This is a genomic window from Streptomyces sp. NPDC002018 (assembly GCF_042890865.1).
Lineage (GTDB): Bacteria > Actinomycetota > Actinomycetes > Streptomycetales > Streptomycetaceae > Streptomyces.
Window position 1 is genome coordinate 67,264 of the sequence record NZ_JBIASO010000010.1, and the last position, 19,861, is coordinate 87,124.

The 19,861-nt window shown below is 69.0% G+C and carries 18 protein-coding genes; 13 read left to right on the forward strand and 5 right to left on the reverse strand.

Annotated elements, in window-relative coordinates; genetic code table 11:
• Positions 1 to 5 precede the first annotated feature (5 nt).
• From ACFYYH_RS18415 to ACFYYH_RS18425, 3 genes are all read right to left on the reverse strand, one after another.
• Entirely contained in the window at positions 6 to 1,517 is a 1,512-nt protein-coding gene (locus ACFYYH_RS18415; protein ID WP_388551810.1) for an aldehyde dehydrogenase, read from the reverse strand.
• Between the two features lie 400 nt (positions 1,518 to 1,917).
• Entirely contained in the window at positions 1,918 to 2,841 is a 924-nt protein-coding gene (locus ACFYYH_RS18420; RefSeq protein ID WP_388551812.1) for a helix-turn-helix transcriptional regulator, read from the reverse strand.
• Between the two features lie 278 nt (positions 2,842 to 3,119).
• Positions 3,120 to 4,202 (reverse strand): alkene reductase, encoded by a 1,083-nt coding sequence (locus ACFYYH_RS18425; protein WP_388551814.1) that lies wholly within the window; start codon positions 4,200 to 4,202, stop codon positions 3,120 to 3,122.
• Between the two features lie 204 nt (positions 4,203 to 4,406).
• Between ACFYYH_RS18425 and ACFYYH_RS18430 the strand changes: the two genes are divergently transcribed.
• Entirely contained in the window at positions 4,407 to 5,000 is a 594-nt protein-coding gene (locus ACFYYH_RS18430) for a TetR/AcrR family transcriptional regulator (RefSeq protein WP_388551816.1), read from the forward strand.
• A gap of 242 nt (positions 5,001 to 5,242) precedes the next feature.
• On the opposite strand, the gene ACFYYH_RS18435 is transcribed toward ACFYYH_RS18430, so the two are convergent.
• Positions 5,243 to 5,785, reverse strand: a complete 543-nt coding sequence (locus ACFYYH_RS18435) for a dihydrofolate reductase family protein (RefSeq protein ID WP_388551818.1) — start codon at positions 5,783 to 5,785, stop codon at positions 5,243 to 5,245.
• 634 nt (positions 5,786 to 6,419) lie between these two features.
• On the opposite strand from ACFYYH_RS18435, the gene ACFYYH_RS18440 reads away from it, so the two are divergent.
• From ACFYYH_RS18440 to ACFYYH_RS18475, 8 genes are all read left to right on the forward strand, one after another.
• Positions 6,420 to 9,050 carry a M14 family zinc carboxypeptidase gene (locus ACFYYH_RS18440; RefSeq protein ID WP_388551819.1) on the forward strand — a complete coding sequence of 877 codons (2,631 nt, stop codon included), beginning with the start codon at positions 6,420 to 6,422 and terminating at the stop codon, positions 9,048 to 9,050.
• 72 nt (positions 9,051 to 9,122) lie between these two features.
• The gene (locus ACFYYH_RS18445; protein WP_388551820.1) at positions 9,123 to 10,412 is read left to right on the forward strand and encodes a threonine synthase; all 1,290 of its coding nucleotides are present in this window, start codon (positions 9,123 to 9,125) and stop codon (positions 10,410 to 10,412) included.
• 59 nt (positions 10,413 to 10,471) lie between these two features.
• Positions 10,472 to 11,197 (forward strand): amino acid ABC transporter ATP-binding protein, encoded by a 726-nt coding sequence (locus tag ACFYYH_RS18450; protein ID WP_388552215.1) that lies wholly within the window; start codon positions 10,472 to 10,474, stop codon positions 11,195 to 11,197.
• Positions 11,198 to 11,228: 31 nt separating this feature from the next.
• Positions 11,229 to 12,137, forward strand: coding sequence for a transporter substrate-binding domain-containing protein (locus tag ACFYYH_RS18455; RefSeq protein ID WP_388551822.1), 909 nt, complete (start codon positions 11,229 to 11,231; stop codon positions 12,135 to 12,137).
• Positions 12,138 to 12,139: 2 nt separating this feature from the next.
• Positions 12,140 to 12,820, forward strand: coding sequence for an amino acid ABC transporter permease (locus tag ACFYYH_RS18460; protein ID WP_388551824.1), 681 nt, complete (start codon positions 12,140 to 12,142; stop codon positions 12,818 to 12,820).
• A complete protein-coding gene (locus ACFYYH_RS18465) occupies positions 12,820 to 13,476 on the forward strand; it encodes an amino acid ABC transporter permease (RefSeq protein ID WP_388551826.1) in 657 nt (218 codons plus the stop codon). Before ACFYYH_RS18460 ends, ACFYYH_RS18465 begins: the two co-directional genes overlap by 1 nt.
• Positions 13,477 to 13,559: 83 nt before the next feature.
• Positions 13,560 to 14,231 (forward strand): GntR family transcriptional regulator, encoded by a 672-nt coding sequence (locus tag ACFYYH_RS18470; RefSeq protein ID WP_388551828.1) that lies wholly within the window; start codon positions 13,560 to 13,562, stop codon positions 14,229 to 14,231.
• 63 nt (positions 14,232 to 14,294) lie between these two features.
• Positions 14,295 to 14,420, forward strand: a complete 126-nt coding sequence (locus ACFYYH_RS18475) for a hypothetical protein (protein WP_388551829.1) — start codon at positions 14,295 to 14,297, stop codon at positions 14,418 to 14,420.
• Between the two features lie 254 nt (positions 14,421 to 14,674).
• On the opposite strand, the gene ACFYYH_RS18480 is transcribed toward ACFYYH_RS18475, so the two are convergent.
• Positions 14,675 to 14,974, reverse strand: coding sequence for a hypothetical protein (locus ACFYYH_RS18480; protein ID WP_388551831.1), 300 nt, complete (start codon positions 14,972 to 14,974; stop codon positions 14,675 to 14,677).
• 384 nt (positions 14,975 to 15,358) lie between these two features.
• On the opposite strand from ACFYYH_RS18480, the gene ACFYYH_RS18485 reads away from it, so the two are divergent.
• The 4 genes from ACFYYH_RS18485 to ACFYYH_RS18500 all read left to right on the forward strand — a co-directional run bounded on the left by ACFYYH_RS18485 (position 15,359) and on the right by ACFYYH_RS18500 (position 19,817).
• Positions 15,359 to 16,552, forward strand: a complete 1,194-nt coding sequence (locus tag ACFYYH_RS18485) for an FG-GAP repeat domain-containing protein (protein WP_388551833.1) — start codon at positions 15,359 to 15,361, stop codon at positions 16,550 to 16,552.
• A gap of 43 nt (positions 16,553 to 16,595) precedes the next feature.
• Positions 16,596 to 17,255: a ThuA domain-containing protein gene (locus ACFYYH_RS18490; protein WP_388551835.1), complete on the forward strand. Its 660-nt coding sequence runs from the start codon at positions 16,596 to 16,598 to the stop codon at positions 17,253 to 17,255.
• A gap of 104 nt (positions 17,256 to 17,359) precedes the next feature.
• Positions 17,360 to 18,529, forward strand: coding sequence for a class II D-tagatose-bisphosphate aldolase non-catalytic subunit (locus ACFYYH_RS18495; RefSeq protein ID WP_388551837.1), 1,170 nt, complete (start codon positions 17,360 to 17,362; stop codon positions 18,527 to 18,529).
• Between the two features lie 34 nt (positions 18,530 to 18,563).
• Positions 18,564 to 19,817, forward strand: a complete 1,254-nt coding sequence (locus tag ACFYYH_RS18500) for a hypothetical protein (protein ID WP_388551839.1) — start codon at positions 18,564 to 18,566, stop codon at positions 19,815 to 19,817.
• Positions 19,818 to 19,861 lie beyond the last annotated feature (44 nt).

Genomic DNA, 19,861 nt, shown 5'->3' on the forward strand with positions numbered 1-19,861 from the left:
AGATGTCACCAGCCCCGTCCGCCCGCCCCCGCGCGGCCCGGGGCATCCGGCAGTTGGCCGGCGCTGGTGTAGATGGACTTGTGATCCAGGTAGCCGCTGAGCCCCTCAGGGCCGTACTCGCGGCCGATGCCGCTGGCCTTCAGCCCGCCGAACGGCGAGTTGAAGTCGATCGCGTAGTAGTTGACGCCGATCGTGCCGGTGCGCACGCGCCGGGCCACGTCGATACCGCGCGCCTCGTCGGCGGTCCAGACCGACCCGGCCAGGCCGTACTCGGAGTCGTTGGCGATCCGCACGGCGTCGGCCTCGTCGTCATACGCAATGATGGCGAGGACCGGTCCGAACACCTCCTCGCGTGCGATCCGGTCGGCGTTGTCCACGTCGGCGAAGACCGTGGGTTCGACGAACCAGCCGCGCTCGTGACCCGCGGGTCGTCCACCGCCGGTGATCAGCCGCGCCGACGACGCGCGGGCCGTGTCGATGTAGCCCAGCACCCGCTCCTGGTGGGCTTTGCTGGCCATCGGGCCGCACGTGGTCGCCGGATCCAGTGGGTCGCCGACGACCAGGCCGGCGGCGAAGCCGGCTACGGCCTCGACGACCTCGTCGTAGCGCGAGCGCGGCGCGAGGATCCGGGACTGGAGTGTGCAGGTCTGGCCGTTGTTCATGAATGAGGCGGCGTCCAGCCCGGCGACGAATGTGTCGAGGTCGGCGTCATCGAGCACGATCGCGGCGGATTTACCGCCGAGTTCGAGGGTGCAGCGGCGGATCAGGCGCCCGCACTCGGCGCCGATCGCCCGGCCGGCCGCGGTGGAGCCGGTGAAGGCGACCTTGTCGATACCGGGATGGCGCACGAGGTAGGCGCTGGTCTCCCGGTCGGCGAGCACGATGTTGAGTACACCCGCGGGCAGGCCGGCCTCGATGGCGGCGTCGGCCAGCAGGTAGCTGTCGAGCGCGGTCTCCGGGGACGGCTTGAGCACGACGGTGCAGCCGGCGGCGAGGGCCGGGGCGAGCTTGCTCAGAGCCAGCCCGAGCGGGAAGTTCCAGGGGGTGATCGCGGCGACGACGCCGACGGGTTCGCGGCGCACGATGGTGGCCCCCCGCAGGCTGGAGCGGAGCGTGTCCAGGGGGAAGTTCTCAATGAGGTCGGCGTTGCGGCGCAGATGTCCGGCGGGTCCGAGCCCGTTGGTCTGCCGTGACAGGGCTATAGGCATGCCGTTCTCGCGGCTCACCAGCGTGGTGGCGAGGTCGGCCCGGCTCTCCCACGCGTCGGCGAAGCGGCGCATGACCTCGGCTCGCCCGGCCGCGGTGCTGCGGCCCCAGGGCCCGTCGTCGAGGGCGGTGCGGGCGGCGGCGACGGCGGCGTCGATGTCGGCGGGGCCCGCCATCGCGGCGGTGCCGATGGGTTCCTCGGTGGCGGCCTCCACTGCCACATGGCGTTCATCGGTGCTGGGGGCGAGCCAGGTGCCGCCGACGAAGAACGCCGGCCGGTCGAGGTGGGCCTGGTCGTGGACGATGGTCATCGGTCTCCTCTGGAACAGCTGGTCGGGTGACAGAGCCGCGATGTGTACGCGAGCGCCTCGTGCGCACGAGCGCCTCGTGCGCGCCGGGGCAGCACCTCACGGTGGGAGCGGTAGCGCACCTGCCGGATGCGACACCCGCGGAATGTCTGATGTGGAGAAGTCGTTGCCGAGGCCGGGTCACCACCTCATCGGCCGGCCGGCCGAGTTCGACCGTAGGCGGGACGAGCGGGTGGGGGGCGGACAGGGCGGCGCGGGCGGCAACGCTCGAAGGCATGGTGGCCGGTGCTCCGTTCGGGCTTCCGGGCACGGTGGAACAGCCGTCCGGCGGTTAGGGCGTGTTTCGGAAGTCCCGCCTGGCTCGCGCCCCAGGGGGCGGACGGCGCTACTTTCGAAACACGCCCTAGCCGGGGTCGGCTCGGGTGGAGTGTGGGCCGTCGGCCGGGTGCGGCTGGTCGGCGCTGGGCTTCGACGCTGCCCAGCTCGCGAGCATTCGCAGCGCGTCCTCCGACGGGGTGTCCGGCTCGGGGGTGTACATGAGCAGCATCTGGCCGGGGTCGGCCAGCCGGGTGCATTCGTACGCGAGCTCGAAGTCACCGACGATCGGATGGCGTATGTGTTTGACGCCGGTGGCATACGAGCGCACGTCATGGCGGGCCCAGCGGATCCGGAAGTCCTCGCTGCGGGTGGACAACTCCTCGATCAGGGCGGTGAGCTGTGCGTCGCAGGGCGTCCGGCCGGCTTCGGCGCGCAACAGATTGGCCGAGTCGTCGGCGATTCTGTCCCAGTCACGCCAGAAGATACGGGCTGCCGGGTCGAGGAACGCGAAGCGGGCGGTGTTGACCGGCCGGACCGGGTCGGCGTACATCGGCTCGTAGAGCGCCCGGCCGAGCGCGTTCGCACCGATGACATCGAGACGGCCGGTGAACACGACCGCCGCGGTGGTGGCCATCGAGTCGAGAATGCGCTGGACCGGCGCGCGCAGCCTGGGCCGCGCGGTGGGCGACGCGGGTGGGCGGCCACCCCCGGCGCCGAGCAGGTCGCGCAGGTGTGCACGTTCCGCATCGGTGAGCTGCAACGCGTGATCGATGCCGTCGAGGACCGATTCGGACACACCGGTGGCATCGCCGCGTTCCAGGCGGATGTAGTACTCGACGCTGATGCCCGCCAGCGCCGCGACCTCCTCGCGGCGCAGGCCCTTGACCCGCCGGCTGCCGCCGAAGACCGGCAGACCGGCCTGCTCGGGGGTCAACCGGGCGCGGCGGGTCGCGAGGAACTCGCGGATCTGTTCCCGCACGCCCGCTCGCACCTGTTTGCGATCACTCATGAACTTCACGGTATGCCCACGACCGCCTGCTAAGGAGTCACGCGTAGTACCCCCCTCGCGGGATCCGTTCAGCGGCGGTCGGAACCGCGCGACTCGAAGGCGGCTCGATCCGGGCGTCCCGGCGGGCGATCGGGACTCGCGGCGGGGCAGAAGCCGTGGTGCGGGCCCACCCGGCATGGTCCTCGGGGCCGGCATGAGTGTGCAGCGCGGGCCGGTCGGGTGGTCGGCGGGCTGCGACGCGGCCGGGGCCCTCAGCCTGCGCAGATCGCGCATTCCGCTCAGTGCTGGTGGCTGGGGTAGGTGATGTACCCCCGGTCGCCGCCGTGGTAGGTGGTCTCGGGGTCGGGTTCGGCCAGGGGTGCGCCCGTGCGGAATCGCTCGACCAGGTCGGGGTTGGCGAGGTAGGCGCGGCCGAAACTGACCAGGTCGGCGCCCTGTGCCAGCCAGTGTTCACCCTCGGCCCGGCCGGAGGGCAGCGGGCCGGCACCGGTCGAGGGGTTGACGATGAAGGCGTTCGGCCACCGCTTGCGCATGTCCAGCAGCACGTCCTCGTCGGCAGTGGCGACCGTGTGGAGGTAGGCGAGGCCGAGCGGTGCCAGCGCGTCGACCAGAGCGGCATAGAGCTCGGGGACGTCGTGCTCCTCGATGCCCCACAGATGGCTGCCCGGGGAGAGGCGGATGCCGACCCGGTCGGCGCCGATGGCCTGCGCCGTGGCCTCGGCGACCTCGACGGCGAAGCGGATACGGCCTTCTGTCGAGCCGCCGTAGGCGTCGGTGCGCCGGTTGGCGTTGGAGGAGAGGAACTGGTGAATGAGGTAGCCGTTCGCGCCGTGCAGCTCGACGCCGTCAAAACCGGCCGCGACGGCGTTGCGGGCGGCGTCCACGTGGACGCCGATCTCCTCGGCCACCTCGCCGAGGGTCAGCTCGCGCGGCACGGGCGCGGGCCGCATCGCGCCGCGGTCGCCAAAGGAGTCGGCGAAGACCGGGATGCCGGGGTCGACGGCCGAGGGGGCGACCGGCGTGGTGCCGGTGACGTTCGGGTGGCTCACCCGCCCGGCGTGCATGATCTGCGCGAAGATCCGGCCCCCGTTGGCGTGTACGGCGTGGGTCACCTGCTTCCACGCGGCGACCTGCTCGGGGGTGTGCAGGCCGGGCGTGCCGGCCGTGGACTGGCTGTGCCGGCTCGGCTGGACGCCCTCCGAGATCAGCAGGCCGGCGGTGGCGCGCTGCGCGTAATAGGCCGCGACGGATTCGGTGGCCAGGCCGTCGCTGGTGGCACGGGAGCGGGTCATGGGCGCCATCACGACGCGGTTGGGCAGGGCCAGCGCGCCCAGGCGGAAGGGGTCGAACAGGGAAGGCATGCGGAACTCCTGCACAGTCGGACCGGCCGGTGAAGCCCCGGGCCCGATGGGGCAGCCCGTGGTGACACCCCGGGCCAGGGCCTCATCTCAGCAACTTCTGTACCGATCGATAAAATGTACCGGTCGGTACTATGACAACCCGCGGCATCGCTGTCAAGCGGGATCTATACTGGTCGATATAAAAGACTGGGCAGGTGAGAAGGTATGCGGAGCGGACGTCCTCGTGAATTCGACATCGATGCGGCACTGGGGATCGCACTGGAGGTGTTCTGGGCCAAGGGCTACGAGGGCGCCTCGATGGCGGACCTGACCCAGGCCATGGGCATCAACCGCCCCAGCCTGTACGCCGCCTTCGGGAACAAGGAGCAGCTCTTCCTCAAGGCCCTCGACCTGTACGCGGGCGAGTTCCACTCCGCGGCGTCCGGCTTCGCCCAGGAGACGACGGCGCGTGCCGCGATTGAGGCGTTCCTGCGGGCGACCGCGCTGCTGTGCACCGGCCCCGCCACACCGAAGGGCTGCCTGCTCGTCCAAGGCGCCCTGGCTGTCGGGAACGCCAGCGAGTCGATCCGCGAAGAACTCGCCGCCCGCAGAGCCGCCGTGCTCGACGCGATCCAGCAGCGTCTGAGGCAGGGAGTCGAAGAGGGCGATCTGCCGAGGGGCACGGACGCAGCCGCCCTGGCGCGCTACGTCATGGTCACCAACCACGGCATCGCGGTCCAGGCCGCCGGCGGGGCGACCCGCGACGAACTCCTCCAGTGCGTCGACATCGCCATGCGCGCCTGGCCCGCCACGCACTGATCTCGCCCACCGGGCAGGAACCACGAAGGCGTTCCGCATCGGCTGCGGGAGGTCGCGGCCAATGCCTCGGAGCTGCCGGAGGGGCGGGGCGGGTGGCGGAGCGCGGGCGGCGCGGGCGGCGGAGCGCGGGCGGCGGGGCCGGGCGGAGCGCGGCGGGCGGCCCTTGACGTACGCGGGTCCGGAACCCTCCGGGTCAGGCGGCCGGAGAGGGGCTGGTCAGCGGGACAGCTTGGGGGCCGCCCCTACATCCGCACGTGGAAGCGGAGCATCGTGACGGCGCCCGACTGGGTGTTGCTGAAGGGCTCCAGCTCGATCCTGTCGAGGCCTGAGGGCGAGAAGCGGACACCGTCGCCGAGCAGCACCGGCAGGACATACACCAGGATCTCGTCGACGAGCCCGCGCTGGAGGCACTGGGCGGCCACGTCGGCACCGAGGATCTCCAGGTTCTTGCCGCCCGCGGCGCTGCGTGCCGTGGCAACGGCTTCCTCAAGTCCACAGGTGAGGAACGTGACGGTAGGGTCCGGTTCCTCGGGAGGCTCGTGGGTGAGGACGAACTGTGCTCCCCCGTCGTAGGCGGTGTCCTGGTCGGCCATACGCTTGGCGACCTCGTATGTGCCCCGGCCGACGAGCATGGCGCCTGTGGCCGCCATGACCTCCGGGAACGCGTCCGTGGTCAGATACTCGCCGATCCAGTCCATCGCGTGGCCAGGACCGGCGATGAAGCCGTCCAGCGACATCGCTCTGTTCACGACCACTTTGCCGGTGCCGGTGCTCACATCACTCATGCGTACTCTCCGAGGATTTTGGAGGCCCGAGGCCCGCATCATAGTTCGGCCGACGGGGAGGGCGAGGGCGGGAGTTGCACGCGTATCCGCGGTGGCGCAACGCGGACATCCGGCACCCGGGTGTGCCGGCCGTGCGGTGTCGGGACCGTGCCCGGGTACGGCGTGAACGACACCGCCGGTGGGGTCGCCGGTGGCAACGGGCGCGGAAGACTGTCGGGGCGTCAGCGGGCCCTCGTCGAGCGCTGGTTGCCCGCCCCACGCATACCGCGCTGCCATCGCCCCAGCCAGGCACGATGCAACACGCATTTAATATTAAATCCAAGATTGAAGCGTTGCCCTCACCCGGTACCGGATGACAGATTGCGTTGCGCACAAGGTTTCCACTGCCCGGGGTCGGGGCGCTCGCGGATCATCACGCGGGTCTCCCCGACAGCAGCGCGCGGCACCCAGGCATCGCGACAACCATCGTGGCGCGGCGCTGCGCCACCCACCCGTACTGCGTTGTACGACACCCCGCAGACCAGCGAAGTCAACCCACCCTGACTGCGTGACGGACAACGGCCCGGCCCAGCCGGACCGTGAAAGGCGATGTCGGTAGATGACTAGCAGTGAAAGCTCAAGACTCTCCCGCCGGATGCTTCTTCGGACCACCGCGGCGGCCGGCGCCGGGGCGGCCGCGACGGTGATCCACCCGGGCGCCGCCTCGGCGGCGCCCGCGACACCCCTGACCGACCATGACCAGCCGTCCGCCGGGCAGAGGGGGCGCATCCCGACCCCGGCGGAGTACTTCGGAACGCCGATCGGAACCGACGGCTTTCTGGCTCAATGGAGCAAGATGGTCCCGTACTTCGAGCTGATCGGTGCTCGCAGCGACCGGGTGAAGTACGAAGAGATCGGCAAGACCACCCAGGGAAATCCGTACGTCCTGCTGACCATCAGCTCTCCGAAGAACCTGGCCAATCTCGACAAGCTGGTCGCCACCAACGCCAGGCTGGCCGACTCCCGCGGGCTGTCCGAGGCCGAGGCGAAGAAGCTGGCCACCAAGGGCAAACCGTTCTACTACGTGCAGGCCGGCATCCACTCGACCGAGGTCGGCAACTCCCAGGCCGCCATCGAATGGGCCTACCGGCTGGCCACCGAGCGGTCCGAATACATCGAGAAGATCCTCGACAACCTGGTCATCCTGCTTCAGCCGTGCCAGAACCCGGACGGCATCGTCCTCGTCAACGACTACTTCGCCGCGACGGCCGGCACCGACTACGCGCGCACCTACCCCGACCTGTACAACAAGTACACCGGCCACGACGGCAACCGTGACTGGATCATGCTGACCCAGATCGAGAGCAAGTACAACGTCTCGATCCTGAACGAGTACCGGCCCCAGGTCTTCCAGGACTCCCATGGCGCCAGCGCCGGTTCTCCCCGGCTGTTCACACCGCCGTACCTGTCGCCGTACGACCCCAACATCGACACCATCCTGGTGCAGCAGACCGACACGGTGGGCCTGGCGATGCAGCGGGGCATGACCGTCGCCGGCATGAAGGGCAACGGCTGGGGCTCGGAATACGACTTCTGGTCCGCTTCCCGGCAGTACTGCGCCTACCACGGCGCGGCGCGCATCCTGACCGAGGCGGCGGCCGCCTCCAACCTCGCCTATCCCCAGGTGGGCACGGGACCGCTCGGCCGGCAGACCACCGACATCAACTTCATCGAGCCGTACGAGTCGAACACCTGGACGCTGCGCAACATCATCGACTGGGTCTCCCAGGCCTTCTACTCGGGCCTGGAGACGGTCGCCTACGACACCTACAACTGGCTCTACAACTCCTACCGCATCGGGGTCAAGGCGGTCACCCGGACCAGCCCGTACGCCTACGTCATCCCGGCTGGGCAGCGTGACCCGCAGGCCGTCTACGACGCCCTCGAGATCTTCCACCTCGGCGCGGTGGAGATACACCAGGCACAGGCCGCGTTCACCGCCGGCGGCAAGCGGTATCCCGCCGGGTCGTACGTCATCTACATGCAGCAGCCCTATGCCGGGTTCGCCAAGACGCTGCTGGAGGTGCAGGACTACCCGCATCTGCTGGAGTACCCCGGTGGCCCGCCACAGCGGCCGTACGACACCACCGCGCAGACCCTGCCGATGCTGCTCGGCTTCGAGGCCGACCTCATCGCCACGTCCTTCTCGGCCGGCACCAAGCTGCTGAGCTCCGTCAAACCCCCGGCGGTCGTCACACCATCCGCGCCGCCGAGCAGCGGGGCGTACGCGATCGGACCGGAGTCCTACGGGGTGTTCCGGATCGTCGCCGCGTTGCAGAAGCAGAACATCCCCACCTTCCGCGCCGCCGCCCAATTCACCGACGGCGGTCGCACTTTCCCGGCCGGCACCTTCCTCGTCCCGCCGTCCTCGGCGGCCCGGAAGCTCCTCCAGGCCCAGTCGAAGACCACCGGCATCCCGGTGTCCGCCCTCCGCACGGTGCCGGCCGTGGCCGGCATCCAGCTCAAGCCGGGCACGAAGATCGGCCTGATCAAGCCCGCGGGCAACATGCCGTCCGGCTGGCTGATGTGGACGTTCGATCAGTATGGGGTGGACTACTCCGTCGTGACGGCGAGCGACTACGCCAATCTCGCCAAGTACGACGCCATCATCATGCCGAAGGGGGTCAGCAGGAACTCCATCGTCAACGGGCTGAACTCGAAGAACTACCCGCCCGAGTGGGCCTGGGCGTTCGGCGTCGGCACGACCGGCTGGGACCAGCTGCGCGACTTCGTGACCGGTGGCGGCACGCTGGTCACCTACGGCAGCGGGACCGCCACCGCCCAGTCGCTGTTCGGTCTGCCCATCACCTCCGTGCTGCCCAGCGGCTCCTCCTCGGACTTCTACTGCCCGGGATCGCTGCTGAGCCAGGAGTTCGACACGAACAACCCGGTGGCCTGGGGCGTGCCGGCGAACAACCCCGTGTGGTTCGTGTCGAACGACGCGTACAGGCTGACCGGCACGAGCACGTACCCGGTGGACGTGGTGGCCAAGTACCCCGACAGCGGCAATCAGCTGCAGAGCGGCTGGCTGATCGGGGGTGAAGACCTCAACGGGGCGGTCAACGGGCTGTCCTGGACGGTCGGCAAGGGTTACGTCGTCACCTTCGGCAGCGAGATCGGGTTCCGCACCTGGAACCGGTCCGAACAGCGGACGCTCTTCAACGCCGCGTACTACGGGCCGTCGACGAAGCTCTCGGCCGACCAGTTCCAACGCCTCGGAAAGTAGCTCGTGTGGTGGGGGCGGGTCCTTCTGTCCCCACCACCGGCCGATCCCGGCCCGACAGAGAGGAAGACCCGGTTGTACCCCGACGATGGCAGCTGGACCAGCGCGCTGACCCACCTGGAGTGTGGACGGTGTGCCGAGCGGTACGACGCGGATGTGCCGCAGAACGTGTGCCGTTGTGGTTCGCCGCTGCTGGTCCGCTATGACCTCGACCGGGTCCGAGCCTCGGTCCGACCAGGCGACATCGCGTCGCGCGGCGCGGACCTGTGGCGGTACCGGGAGCTGCTGCCGGTACGCGACCCCGCGAACGTGATCACCCTCGGGGAGGGCTGGACACCGATCGTGCCGCTGGCCGGGTACGGCCGGCGGATCGGGGTGCCGGGCCTGCTGGCCAAGGACGAGGGAATGCTGCCGACCGGCAGTTTCAAGGCGCGGGGCGCGGCGGTCGGCGTTTCCCGGGCGCGCGAACTGGGGGTGCGGCGCCTGACGCTGCCGACCAACGGCAATGCCGGCGCCGCCTGGGCCACCTATGCCGCGCGGGCCGACACGGAGTGTCTGGTGGTGATGCCTGAGGACGCTCCGCAGGTGACCCGTAAGGAGTGTCTGGCGGTCGGCGCTCGGGTGTACATGGTGGACGGTCTGATCGGCGACGCCGGTCGCATCGCGGGGCAGGCGGTACGGGACGGCTGGTTCAGCGCCGCGACGCTGCGCGAGCCCTACCGCATCGAGGGCAAGAAGACGATGGGTCTGGAGATCGCCGAACAGTTCGGCTGGCGGGTGCCGGATGTCGTGGTGTACCCGACCGGCGGCGGCGTGGGCCTGATCGGTATCCGCAAGGCGCTCGACGAGCTGGCCGCGCTGGGCTGGATCACCGGGCGGCTGCCCCGGTTCGTGGCCGTGCAGTCCAGCGGCTGCGCGCCGATCGTGCGGGCCTTCGAGTCGGGGGCCGAGACCGCCCAGCCGTGGCCCGCGGACCAGGCGCGCACCGTCGCGTTCGGTATCAACGTCGCCAGCGCGCTGGGCGACTTCCTCATCCTGTCCGCGCTGCGGGACAGCAACGGCACGGCGATCGCCGTCGACGACCGGGAGATCCTTGAGGAGCAGCTGGCCTGTGCGACGTCCGACGGTGTGCTGATGTGCCCGGAGGGGGCGGCGACACTGGCCGCGGTACGCCGGTTGCGCGCCGACGGGTGGCTGGACGGGGACGAGGAGGTCCTGGTACTCAACACCGGCAGTGCGGTCAAGTACGCCGACACCCTGCGGGTCGGCCAGCCGCCCCGCCTGCGACGCGACGCGGACCTGCCGCCTGAGGCCTCCGCGGCCGACGTGACCGGCACAGCCCGCGGCTCTCGGACACCGCGATGACGCAGTCGCCGAGCGTGTCCGGTCAGCCCGCCCGGTCACCCGCCGACACGCGGCCGGCGATGGTGGAGCTGCGCGGGGTACACAAGTCCTACGGCGGTGTTGAGGTGCTCAGGGGCGTCGACCTGACGGTGGCCCGCGGTGAGGTGGTGGCCGTCATCGGCCCGTCCGGTGGTGGCAAGAGCACCATGCTGCGCTGTGTCAACCTGCTGGAGCCGGTGACCTCCGGTCAGGTGCTGCTGGAGAACGAGGACCTGACGGCGCCCGGCGCCGATCTGAACAAGGTGCGCCGGCGCATCGGCATGGTGTTCCAGCAGTTCAACCTCTTCCCGCACCTGTCCGCCGTCGACAACCTCACCCTGGCGCCGCGCAAGCTGCTGCGGATGCCCAAGGACCGGGCGCGGGAGCGGGCCACCGCGTTGCTGGCCCGCGTGGGGCTGGCCGACAAGGCCGACGCGTACCCGAGGCAACTGTCGGGTGGGCAGCAGCAGCGGGTCGCCATCGCCCGCGCGTTGATGATGGACCCGCACGTGATGCTGTTCGACGAGGTGACCTCCGCACTCGACCCGGAGCTGGTCAGCGAGGTCCTCGACGTCATGCGTGACCTCGCCCGTTCCGGGATGACGATGCTGTGTGTCACCCACGAGATGGGCTTCGCCCGTGAACTCGGCGACCGCCTGGTGTTCATCGACGATGGGGTGATCGCGGAGCAGGGCCGCCCGGCCGATGTGCTGGACCGGCCCCAGAACGACCGCACCCGCCAGTTCCTGCGCAAGGTTCTCAGATAGCCCGCCCCAGCGGGCAGAAAGAAGTCACGTCTTGAAATCGACATACGGCACTGTCATCGGTGCGGCAATGGTCCTGGTCCTCGCCGCGGGCTGCTCCTCCTCACCCGACGAGTCGTCCTCGTCCACCGCCGCCTCCAGCAGCCCCGTGAACGTGGGGGCGCCGCTGCCCGACGCGGTGAAGAGCAAGGGCAAGCTGACCGTCGGCGTCAAGTGCGACTACCCGCCGTTCGGATACATCGACGAATCGTCGAAGAACGCGGGCTTCGAAATCTCCATCGCCCGCCAGCTGGCCTCCTACGCGTTCGGCGACCCCAACGCGCTGACCCTGACCTGCGTGACCGGATCCAACCGGGTGTCGTTCCTGACCTCCAAGCGCATCGACCTGATCGAAGCGACGATGAACTACACCCCGGAACGCGCCGAGACCATTGACTTCTCCACCCCCTACTTCGACAGCGGCGTGAAACTGCTGGTACCCAAGAACTCCCCGATCACCTCGTTCGACCAGTTGGCCGGCAAGTCGGTCATCAGCATCTCCGGCGCCACCGCCAGCCTCTGGCTGACCCAGTGCATGAAAGACGTCGAGCAGACACTGTTCACCGAGACCAGCCAGGCGCTGACCGCACTGAACCAGAACCGCGGCGTCGCGTTCGCCCAGGACGACACCCTTCTCCTCGACCTGGCGGCGAAGAACCCCGGACTCAAGGTCGTCGGTGAGGCCAAGGCCGACAGCCCCTGGGGAATGGGCGTCCGCAAGGGCGACGCGCAGATGCTCGCCTGGGTCAACGGCGCCCTCGCCCACATGCAGCAGACCGACTTCTTCTGGACCGAATTCCAGAAGAACGTCACCGATCCCTCCGTGCAGGAGCAGTTCGCCAAGTACGTGCCGCGCCCCGGCAGCGAGCTGACCTACCCGTCCGGCTCCACCCTGCAGTGCTGAGCATGCTCGACGCCTCCGGCTACCCCTTCGACCCGGGCTTCGTCGTCGAGCATCTCGGCGAGCTCGGCACCGGCCTGCTGCGAACGCTGGCGATCAGCGCCATCGGCATGGCCGGTGCCCTGATCGTCGGCGTCCTGCTCGGCGCGACCAGCACGCTCCGCGTACCGGTCGCCCGGCAACTGATCACGGTCTACATCGAGGTGTTCCGCAACACCCCACTCCTGGTACAGATCTTCTTCCTCTACTTCGCGCTGCCCGAAACCGGGCTGCAACTCGACGGCTTCACCGTCGGCTGGCTGTCACTGCTCCTGTGGGGCGGTGCCTACAACGCGGAGAACTTCCGCGCCGGTTTCGAAGCCGTCGAAGGCGGCTACGTCGAAGCCTGCCGAGCCCTCGGCTTCCCCCGCCTGGCCGCCTTCCGACACGTCACCCTCCCCCTCGGCGCCCGCATCGCACTGCCGTCGGTCACCAACATCCTCATATCCGTCTTCAAGAACTCATCGTTCATGGTCGCGATCAGCTACCCGGAACTCACCGAAACCGCTGTCAACATCGTCGCCGTCACCTTCCGGGCGTTCGAGATGTTCCTGGCCATCGGCCTCGTCTACCTGGGGCTGGTCTGGCTCATGTCCCTGGGCGCCGGAGCCATCGAGCGTCGCTTCGCGATACCAGGAGAACACTGATGCCCCCATGGGTCGGCCCCGTAGCCGACTACCTCGCCACCGGCCTGCGCGAAACCGCCCTGCTGGCCCTGGTCAGCATCGCCGCCAGCCTCCTGGCCGGAACCCTGCTCGGCGCCGTACTCACCCTGCCCAGCAGACCGGTCCGGGCGGTGGCCCGTGCCTATGTCGAAATCTGGCGGGGCCTGCCGATCATCATCATCCTGTACTTCATCTTCTTCGTCCTGCCCATCATCGGCGTACTGGTGAACACCTTCGTCGCCGCCGCCATCGGGCTGTCCCTGTGGGGCAGCGCCAACATGGCCGAAGTCGTCCGCGGCGCCGTCCAGTCGATACCCCGGGGGCAGGCCGAGGCCGCCGCGGCGCTGGGCTTCTCCTGGACCGGACGCATGCGGCACGTCCTCCTTCCCCAGGCCGCCCGGCGCGCACTCCCCCCGCTGATCGGACTGGTCGTCAACCTCACCCAACAGACCTCGCTGGCCGCCGTCATCGGACTGCTCGACATCCTCGAAGCATCACAACGCTCCATCGAGCGGCTCACCCTCTCCGGCGGCTCCTCCCACGCGGTACCGATCCTGGGCGCCGTACTCGCCGTCTTCTTCGTCATCTGTCTGCCACTGACGATGCTGTCCCGCTGGTACGAGCGCAGACTTCACTGACGCGCCCGGCCGCGCCGCGGCCACTCCGGGGAAGTACCGTGCTCGGTACACATCTTCACGGAGAAAGGGGGGCTCCGGCGACCATGACCGTCCCGCGCCACACCTTGCTGAACGCCGCCTACGACCACCTGCGCGCCGCCATCCTCGAGGGCTCCCTCACCCCGGGCTCCCGCGTCACCGTCCGTCCCCTGACCGAACAGCTCGGCCTCAGCCCTACCCCCATCAAGGCCGCCCTCGCCGCACTCGAACGCGAAGGCTTCCTCATCGCCGTCCCGCACCGCGGCTACTTCGTACCCGAGTTCACCACCGACGACCTGCTGGAACTGTACGAGCTGCGGGAGGCCCTCGACGGGATCGCCGCGCGCCGGACGGCCGGGGCCCCCAACCATGACCAGATCGCCGCCCAGCTGGACCGGCTGCTGGAAAAGCAACGCAAGGCCATCGAGGCGAACAACCTGCACTCCTACGGGGAATTGGACCTCGCGTTCCACCGCCTCATCTGGGAGGGCTCAGGCAGCCGACGGCTCATCCCCATCGCGGAGAACCTCATCGCTCAGGTGCGGCTGGGCAACCGTCTCTCCGCGCGGGCGCCCGGCCGGCTGCCGGTGGCCATCGAGGAGCACGAGGCCATTCTGGAGGCGATCCGGAAGGGCGACCCGCGCGCCGCGGAGCGGCACATCCGCCTCCACGTCCGTGAGGCGGGCCACGCGCTCCAGCGCTACCTCGTGGTACGGAGTGCGGCGGAGCAGTCGTAGCATCGGCCGCGGCGGTCTCCGCCCTGCGGCGATTCTTCGAGACTGAGCCCGGAGGCATATCCCATGTCCGCCACGATGGTCGCCGTCATCGGCACCCTGCTCGCAGCCGTTGTCACCGGAGCGAGCCACGATCAGCGTGCACCGCACGACGCGTTCGTGGACACCGCCGCCTATCTCCACCATCGCTGACCCGCACGCCCGCTCAGCCCCGCTCCCCGGATCACCTGGGAGCGGGGCCTCTTTGCGTTCGGATTGCGGCCGGGCGACGCCGGTTCAAGGCGCTGTCGGCGGTCGGCCACGAGCAGGAGCGTCGATCCGGCAGGAGCGTCGATCCGGCAGGAGCGCGGTACCGAAGCTCTCCTCCGGGAGCCCGCTCTTGCCCGCACCTGGATCATCAAAGCGGGACTTGACGCGGACCTGGGCCGATGTGCAACCCGCAGGTCCTAGTACCACATGTACAGGTGGTACTTGAACCTGCCGTCAGTACCCAGGCCGGGTTCGCACGTCGCGGTCCACGTGGGGTGCTGGCTCAGCCAGTAGCTCCCCTCGGCCTGACATTCCGCACGGGTCCAGTGGCTGCTGTAGAAGTGCTTCGCCTGCACACTCCGGCTGTCCACGACGACCTCGGTGGGGGCGGAAGCGACGGGTGCCGCCGTGGGAGCAGCCTGGGCAGGTGCCGCCATGAGGCCCAGACCGACGGTGGTTGCGAGAGCGAGTCCTGCCATGATCCTGCGAGCGCGCATCAATACCCCTTCCTCCAGCGAAGGCCGGTGCCGAGAAGGCCCGGCCCTTCGCACCTGTTCGACGGCCACTACTTTGCTCGCGCGACCTTGTCCGAACCTTGGACGAAGCTTGAATTGGGGCCCGCCTCGCCGGCACCGACGGTGGCGGTGGCGGTGGCGGTGGCGTCACTCTCGTCCGCTCGGCCCGCCCGGTCCCGACAGCCTCACCCGCCGCACGGCCGCAGCGGAACGCGCCACCGCGCCGCCTCCCCCCTCTCCGTGGTCATGAGACATGAATCACGTGGTTGCCCCTTGTGCGGTAAAAGTGGATCACCAACACTTACATGTGAGCACATAATAGGAGTAAGCATATTAGTCGTAAGCATGTAATCAGCAGGGGGGCGCATGACGGGGATTCCTCGCTTCGAACGCGAGCCCGTGGCCGAAGGTCTCACAGACGGATACTGGATCCAGGCCGTCGACCTTGACGGCAGTGGGCGCCCGGGTCTTCTGACCTCGGGACTCGCCGAAGGCGTCGTGCGTTGGTACGCCAATCCGGGCTGGCGTGAACACACCATCGCCAAGCTGCAGCAGCCTGTCGCGTTCGACGCGGCGGACATCACCGGGAACGGCGTACCGGACCTGGTGGCATGTCACAACTACGGCGAGAGCATGTATGCCCACAAGCCCGGCGACGGAACCATCTCGTGGTTACGCAACCCCGGTGCTCCGGACACAACGCCCTGGGAGGTACGCCGGATCGGCGGCCTGGTGTCGGCGCACCGGCTGCGGTTCGGGCAGTTCACCCGGCCCGCGGGACTCCAACTGCTCGCGCTGCCGGTCGTCGGTGACGCCGGCGGACGTGAAGGACTGGAGCGACCCGCCCGGATCACGGTCTTCGAACCGCCGGAGAATGTCCTTGAGGCCGAGGCCTGGAATGTCGCGGCTGTCGATGCCGCCTCGTTCCGCATCCTCCACGACTACACGCCGTTCGGCCGTGACCTCCAGGGGCTGGAACGCCTGCTGATCGCGAGCCGCGAAGGCCTGAGTTCGTACAACTGGGACGCCGAGGACGGGGTCTGGCGCCGGAGACGGATCGGCACCGGAGAGGACTCGCAACGCGAGCGGACCGGATTCTCCGGCAGCAGCAGTGTCGCGCTCGGATCGCTTCCCAGCGCGGGTGTGAGGTTCGCGGCGACCCTGGAGCCCTTCCACGGAAACACCGTGAGCGTGTACGTCGAGACCGGTGAGGGCCTGTGGAGCCGAACCGTCCTCGATGTCTACGGTGACCCCAATGAGGTGGGCGAAGGCCCCGGGCATCACGTGGTCGCCGCCGACTTCGACGGCGACGGCGAGGACGAGTTCCTGGTCGCCCTGCGCGGTCCGATGCCCTGGCAGGGCGTCTTCTACTACAAGGCGGTCGATGCCGCCGCCGGCCTGTGGACGAAGAAGCGGGTCTCGTCGGACTCGGCGGCCCGCATCGCGGTCGCGGACTTCAACGGCGACGGCCGCCTGGACTTCGCCACGATCGGCTACTACACGCCCGGCTACTTCCTGGCCGACGACCCCGTCGTCGCGGTCTATCACAACCTCGGCTGAGCGGCTTCCGGCACATCCCGCACATCACGTCGAAGGGGAGACGATGACACGCGCGTTGTACCTGCACGGAGGCTGGCCGGGACACCGGCCTTACGAGGTCGCCGACTGGGCGGTCGCCGAAATGCGGGACCTGGGACTGACGGTGGAGATCATCAACGATCACTACCGGCTGGAAGAGGACCTGACCGGCTACGACCTGATCGTCATCGGCTGGACACAGGCGCACACCACGGAGAACCTGACCACCCGCCAGGAAGACAGCCTCCTGCACGCCGTGGAACACGGCACCGGTGTGGCCGGATGGCACGGTATGGCGGCCTCCTTCCGGGCCAGCCTCCGCTACAACCACCTGGTCGGCGGCTCCTGTGTCTCTCACCCGGGCGGTGAGGGAGTGGAGGTTCCGTACACCGTGACCGTCACCGACAAGGGGCACCCCGTCACTGCCGGAGTCTCCGACTTCGACGTCGCCTCCGAGCAGTACTACATGCATGTCGACCCCACCAATCACGTACTGGCCGAAACGGTGTTCAGCGGCGAGCACCTGCCCTGGATAGACGGCTACCGGATGCCGGCGGCCTGGATCCGGAACTGGGGCACCGGAAAGGTGTTCTACTGCTCGGTCGGCCACTACCCCAAGGATTTGCAGGCCCCTGACGTCACCCGACTCGTCCGCCAGGGGATCACCTGGGCCTGCCGGGACTGATCGGTCCCATCCCCCCGCGCAACGTCACCCGCACTCACGATGCGTTTCCGAGCCGGCTCGCCGGCTCATCCGGCCAGGAAGTTCTCACTCGCCAGGAGGATGTCATGAACAGGCCATCCAACGCTACTGTGAACGTCCCCGCCCGTCTGGGTGTGGGGCCGATGTCCAAGAACGCGGTCGACGCGGCGCTGGAGGTGGCCTACCGCCACCGGCGACCGCTGATGCTCATCCCCAGCCGCCGCCAGGTGGAGGCCGAGGCCCAGGGCGGCGGGTACGTGGAGGGCTGGGACACCGCGGCCTTCGCCGGATACGTCCGGGACCGGGACCCCGAGGGGCTCATCCTGCTCTGCCGTGATCACGGCGGGCCCTACCAGAACCCGCGCGAGAAGCAGCAGCGCTACGGGCTCAGCGAGGCGATGAAGTCCGCCGCGCAGTCATACGAGGAGGACATCCGGCAGGGCTTCGACCTGCTGCACGTCGACACCTCGGTGGACCTGGAGGGAGTCGCGACGCTGGAGGCGGCCATCGACCGCGCGGTGGAACTCTACGCGCGGGCCGTTGAGTTCGCTCGCTCCGTGGGAGCCGAACCGCAGTTCGAGATCGGTTTCGAGGACCAGGGCAGCGACACCAACGACCCTGCCGAATTCGAGGCGCAGGTCGGCACCGCGCTGGAGCGGCTGCGGGCGGCGGGCCTGCCCGATCCGACGTTCATCGTCGCGCAGACCGCCACCAAGGTCCTTGAGACGGAGAACGTGGGCGCGCTCACGGTCGCGCCGTTCGCCGTGTCGTCCACCATCCGTGAACTGGCGGCGATCACCCGCAGGAACGGCATCGCGCTCAAGGCCCACAACTGCGACTACCTCTCGCGCGAGCAGCTCGCGTACCTCTCCCGGGCCGGCGTGGACGCGCTGAACGTCGCCCCGGAGTTCGGTGTCGTGGAGAGCCGGGCCTTCGTCGCGCTGTTACGCGAATTAGGCCTCAACGTGCAGCTCGAAAGATTCCTGGCTCTCGCCTACGAGAGCCGGTCCTGGCAGAAATGGATGCACGCCGACACCCGGGCCGGCGACACCGGCAGAGCCATGATCGCGGGGCACTACGTGTTCGCCACCGACGCCTTCCGCGATCTCAAGGAGGCCGCCCGGGTCCGTGCCGAGCAGCGCGGCATCGACCTGGACGGGCGGCTGCGCGGTGCGGTCGCCTCGGCGATCGAACACTACGCCCTGGCCCTTCCCGACCATCACAGCTCATCCCCCGCCCTCGCCGCCTCCGCCTGAGCACCAGGCAGAACCTCCGGAAAGGAAGCAGGACATGAGCACACAGCAGGACATCAGTGCCCTTCCCCTCGAAGCCACCGGGATCGAAGCCGTCGAGGAGGCCGTCGTCGCCGATCTGACCGGGCGTCTAGGGGCGACGATCAGCGATGAGCTGACCGAGGGCGGATCCCCGGCCCGTCTCGTCCAGGTCGACCTGCCCGACGGAAGTGCGGGCGTCATCAAGCTCCTGGTCGACCTCCCGGGCGCCGTGGACGGGCATGACCTGGACTCGTTTCGCGTCAAGATCCAGCAGATCGCGAAGGTGCGGCAGGACATCCCGGAGCTGGAAGACGTCTACACCGAGCTGTCGGACGACTTCTACGGCACCAACTGGGCGGCCTACACCATGCCGTTCTACCCGAATCGCGACATCGCCGAGCCGCTGCGTCACGGCGAAGAGCCCGGTGCGCACTACGAACCCGAACTGCGCACGATCCTCGACACGCTCATCACCCAGGGCTATCTCCGCGAGCGCACCCCGACCGGGCCGGGCCATATCGCCGAGGTGCACGCGGACCGGCTCTCCCGCCGCTTCTGGCTGCTGCAGAAATACCTGCCCGCCCAGCTCACCGACGCAGAACGCATCGTGATCAACGGCGTGGCCTGCCGAAACCCCCTGCACCTCGCCCAGAGGATCATCGACGACCCGTCACTGACCGCGGGCGTGGACGCGACCTGGCTCCACTATCCCGTGCACGGAGACCTCAACACCCGCAACATCCTGGTGACCGACGAAAGGAAGCTGGCGAACCAAGCGGGCGGGTACCGGATCATCGATCCGCGGGGCACCCTCGGACCCTGGGATCCCGCCTACGATCTCTCGAAGATCCTGTTCAGTCTCAGCGTGTGGGACGCGGGTCTGCGCAAGGGGTTCACGATCGACTCGCCCCGGTCGGGTGAGTGGACGGTCGGTATCCGGGAAGGGAACTACCCCGAATACATCACCGCCGCGCACGGCCTGCTGCCCCTCCTGCGGTCGTTGCCCTCGTTCCGTGAGCTGACCGCGGGAGATGCCGGGTGGGAGAGCCGGTACCTGCTGGGGCACGCCTTCCACCTGCTGGCGGAGGCCGCGTGCAGGCTCTCGGACATCAAGAAGCGCACTGACGAGGACCACGACACGGCGTTGAGCCCCATCGACCTCGCAACCGGCCACTACCTCTATGGAGTGTTGTTCCTGGAGGACGCGGTCCAGCAGTTGGAGGCTTCGGGGAGCATCGACCACGAGGCAGCCCTGGCGCGCCTCGCCTGAGTCGGGCAGGGGCGCCGCCGGAGCACGACGGATCGCCGGCGGCG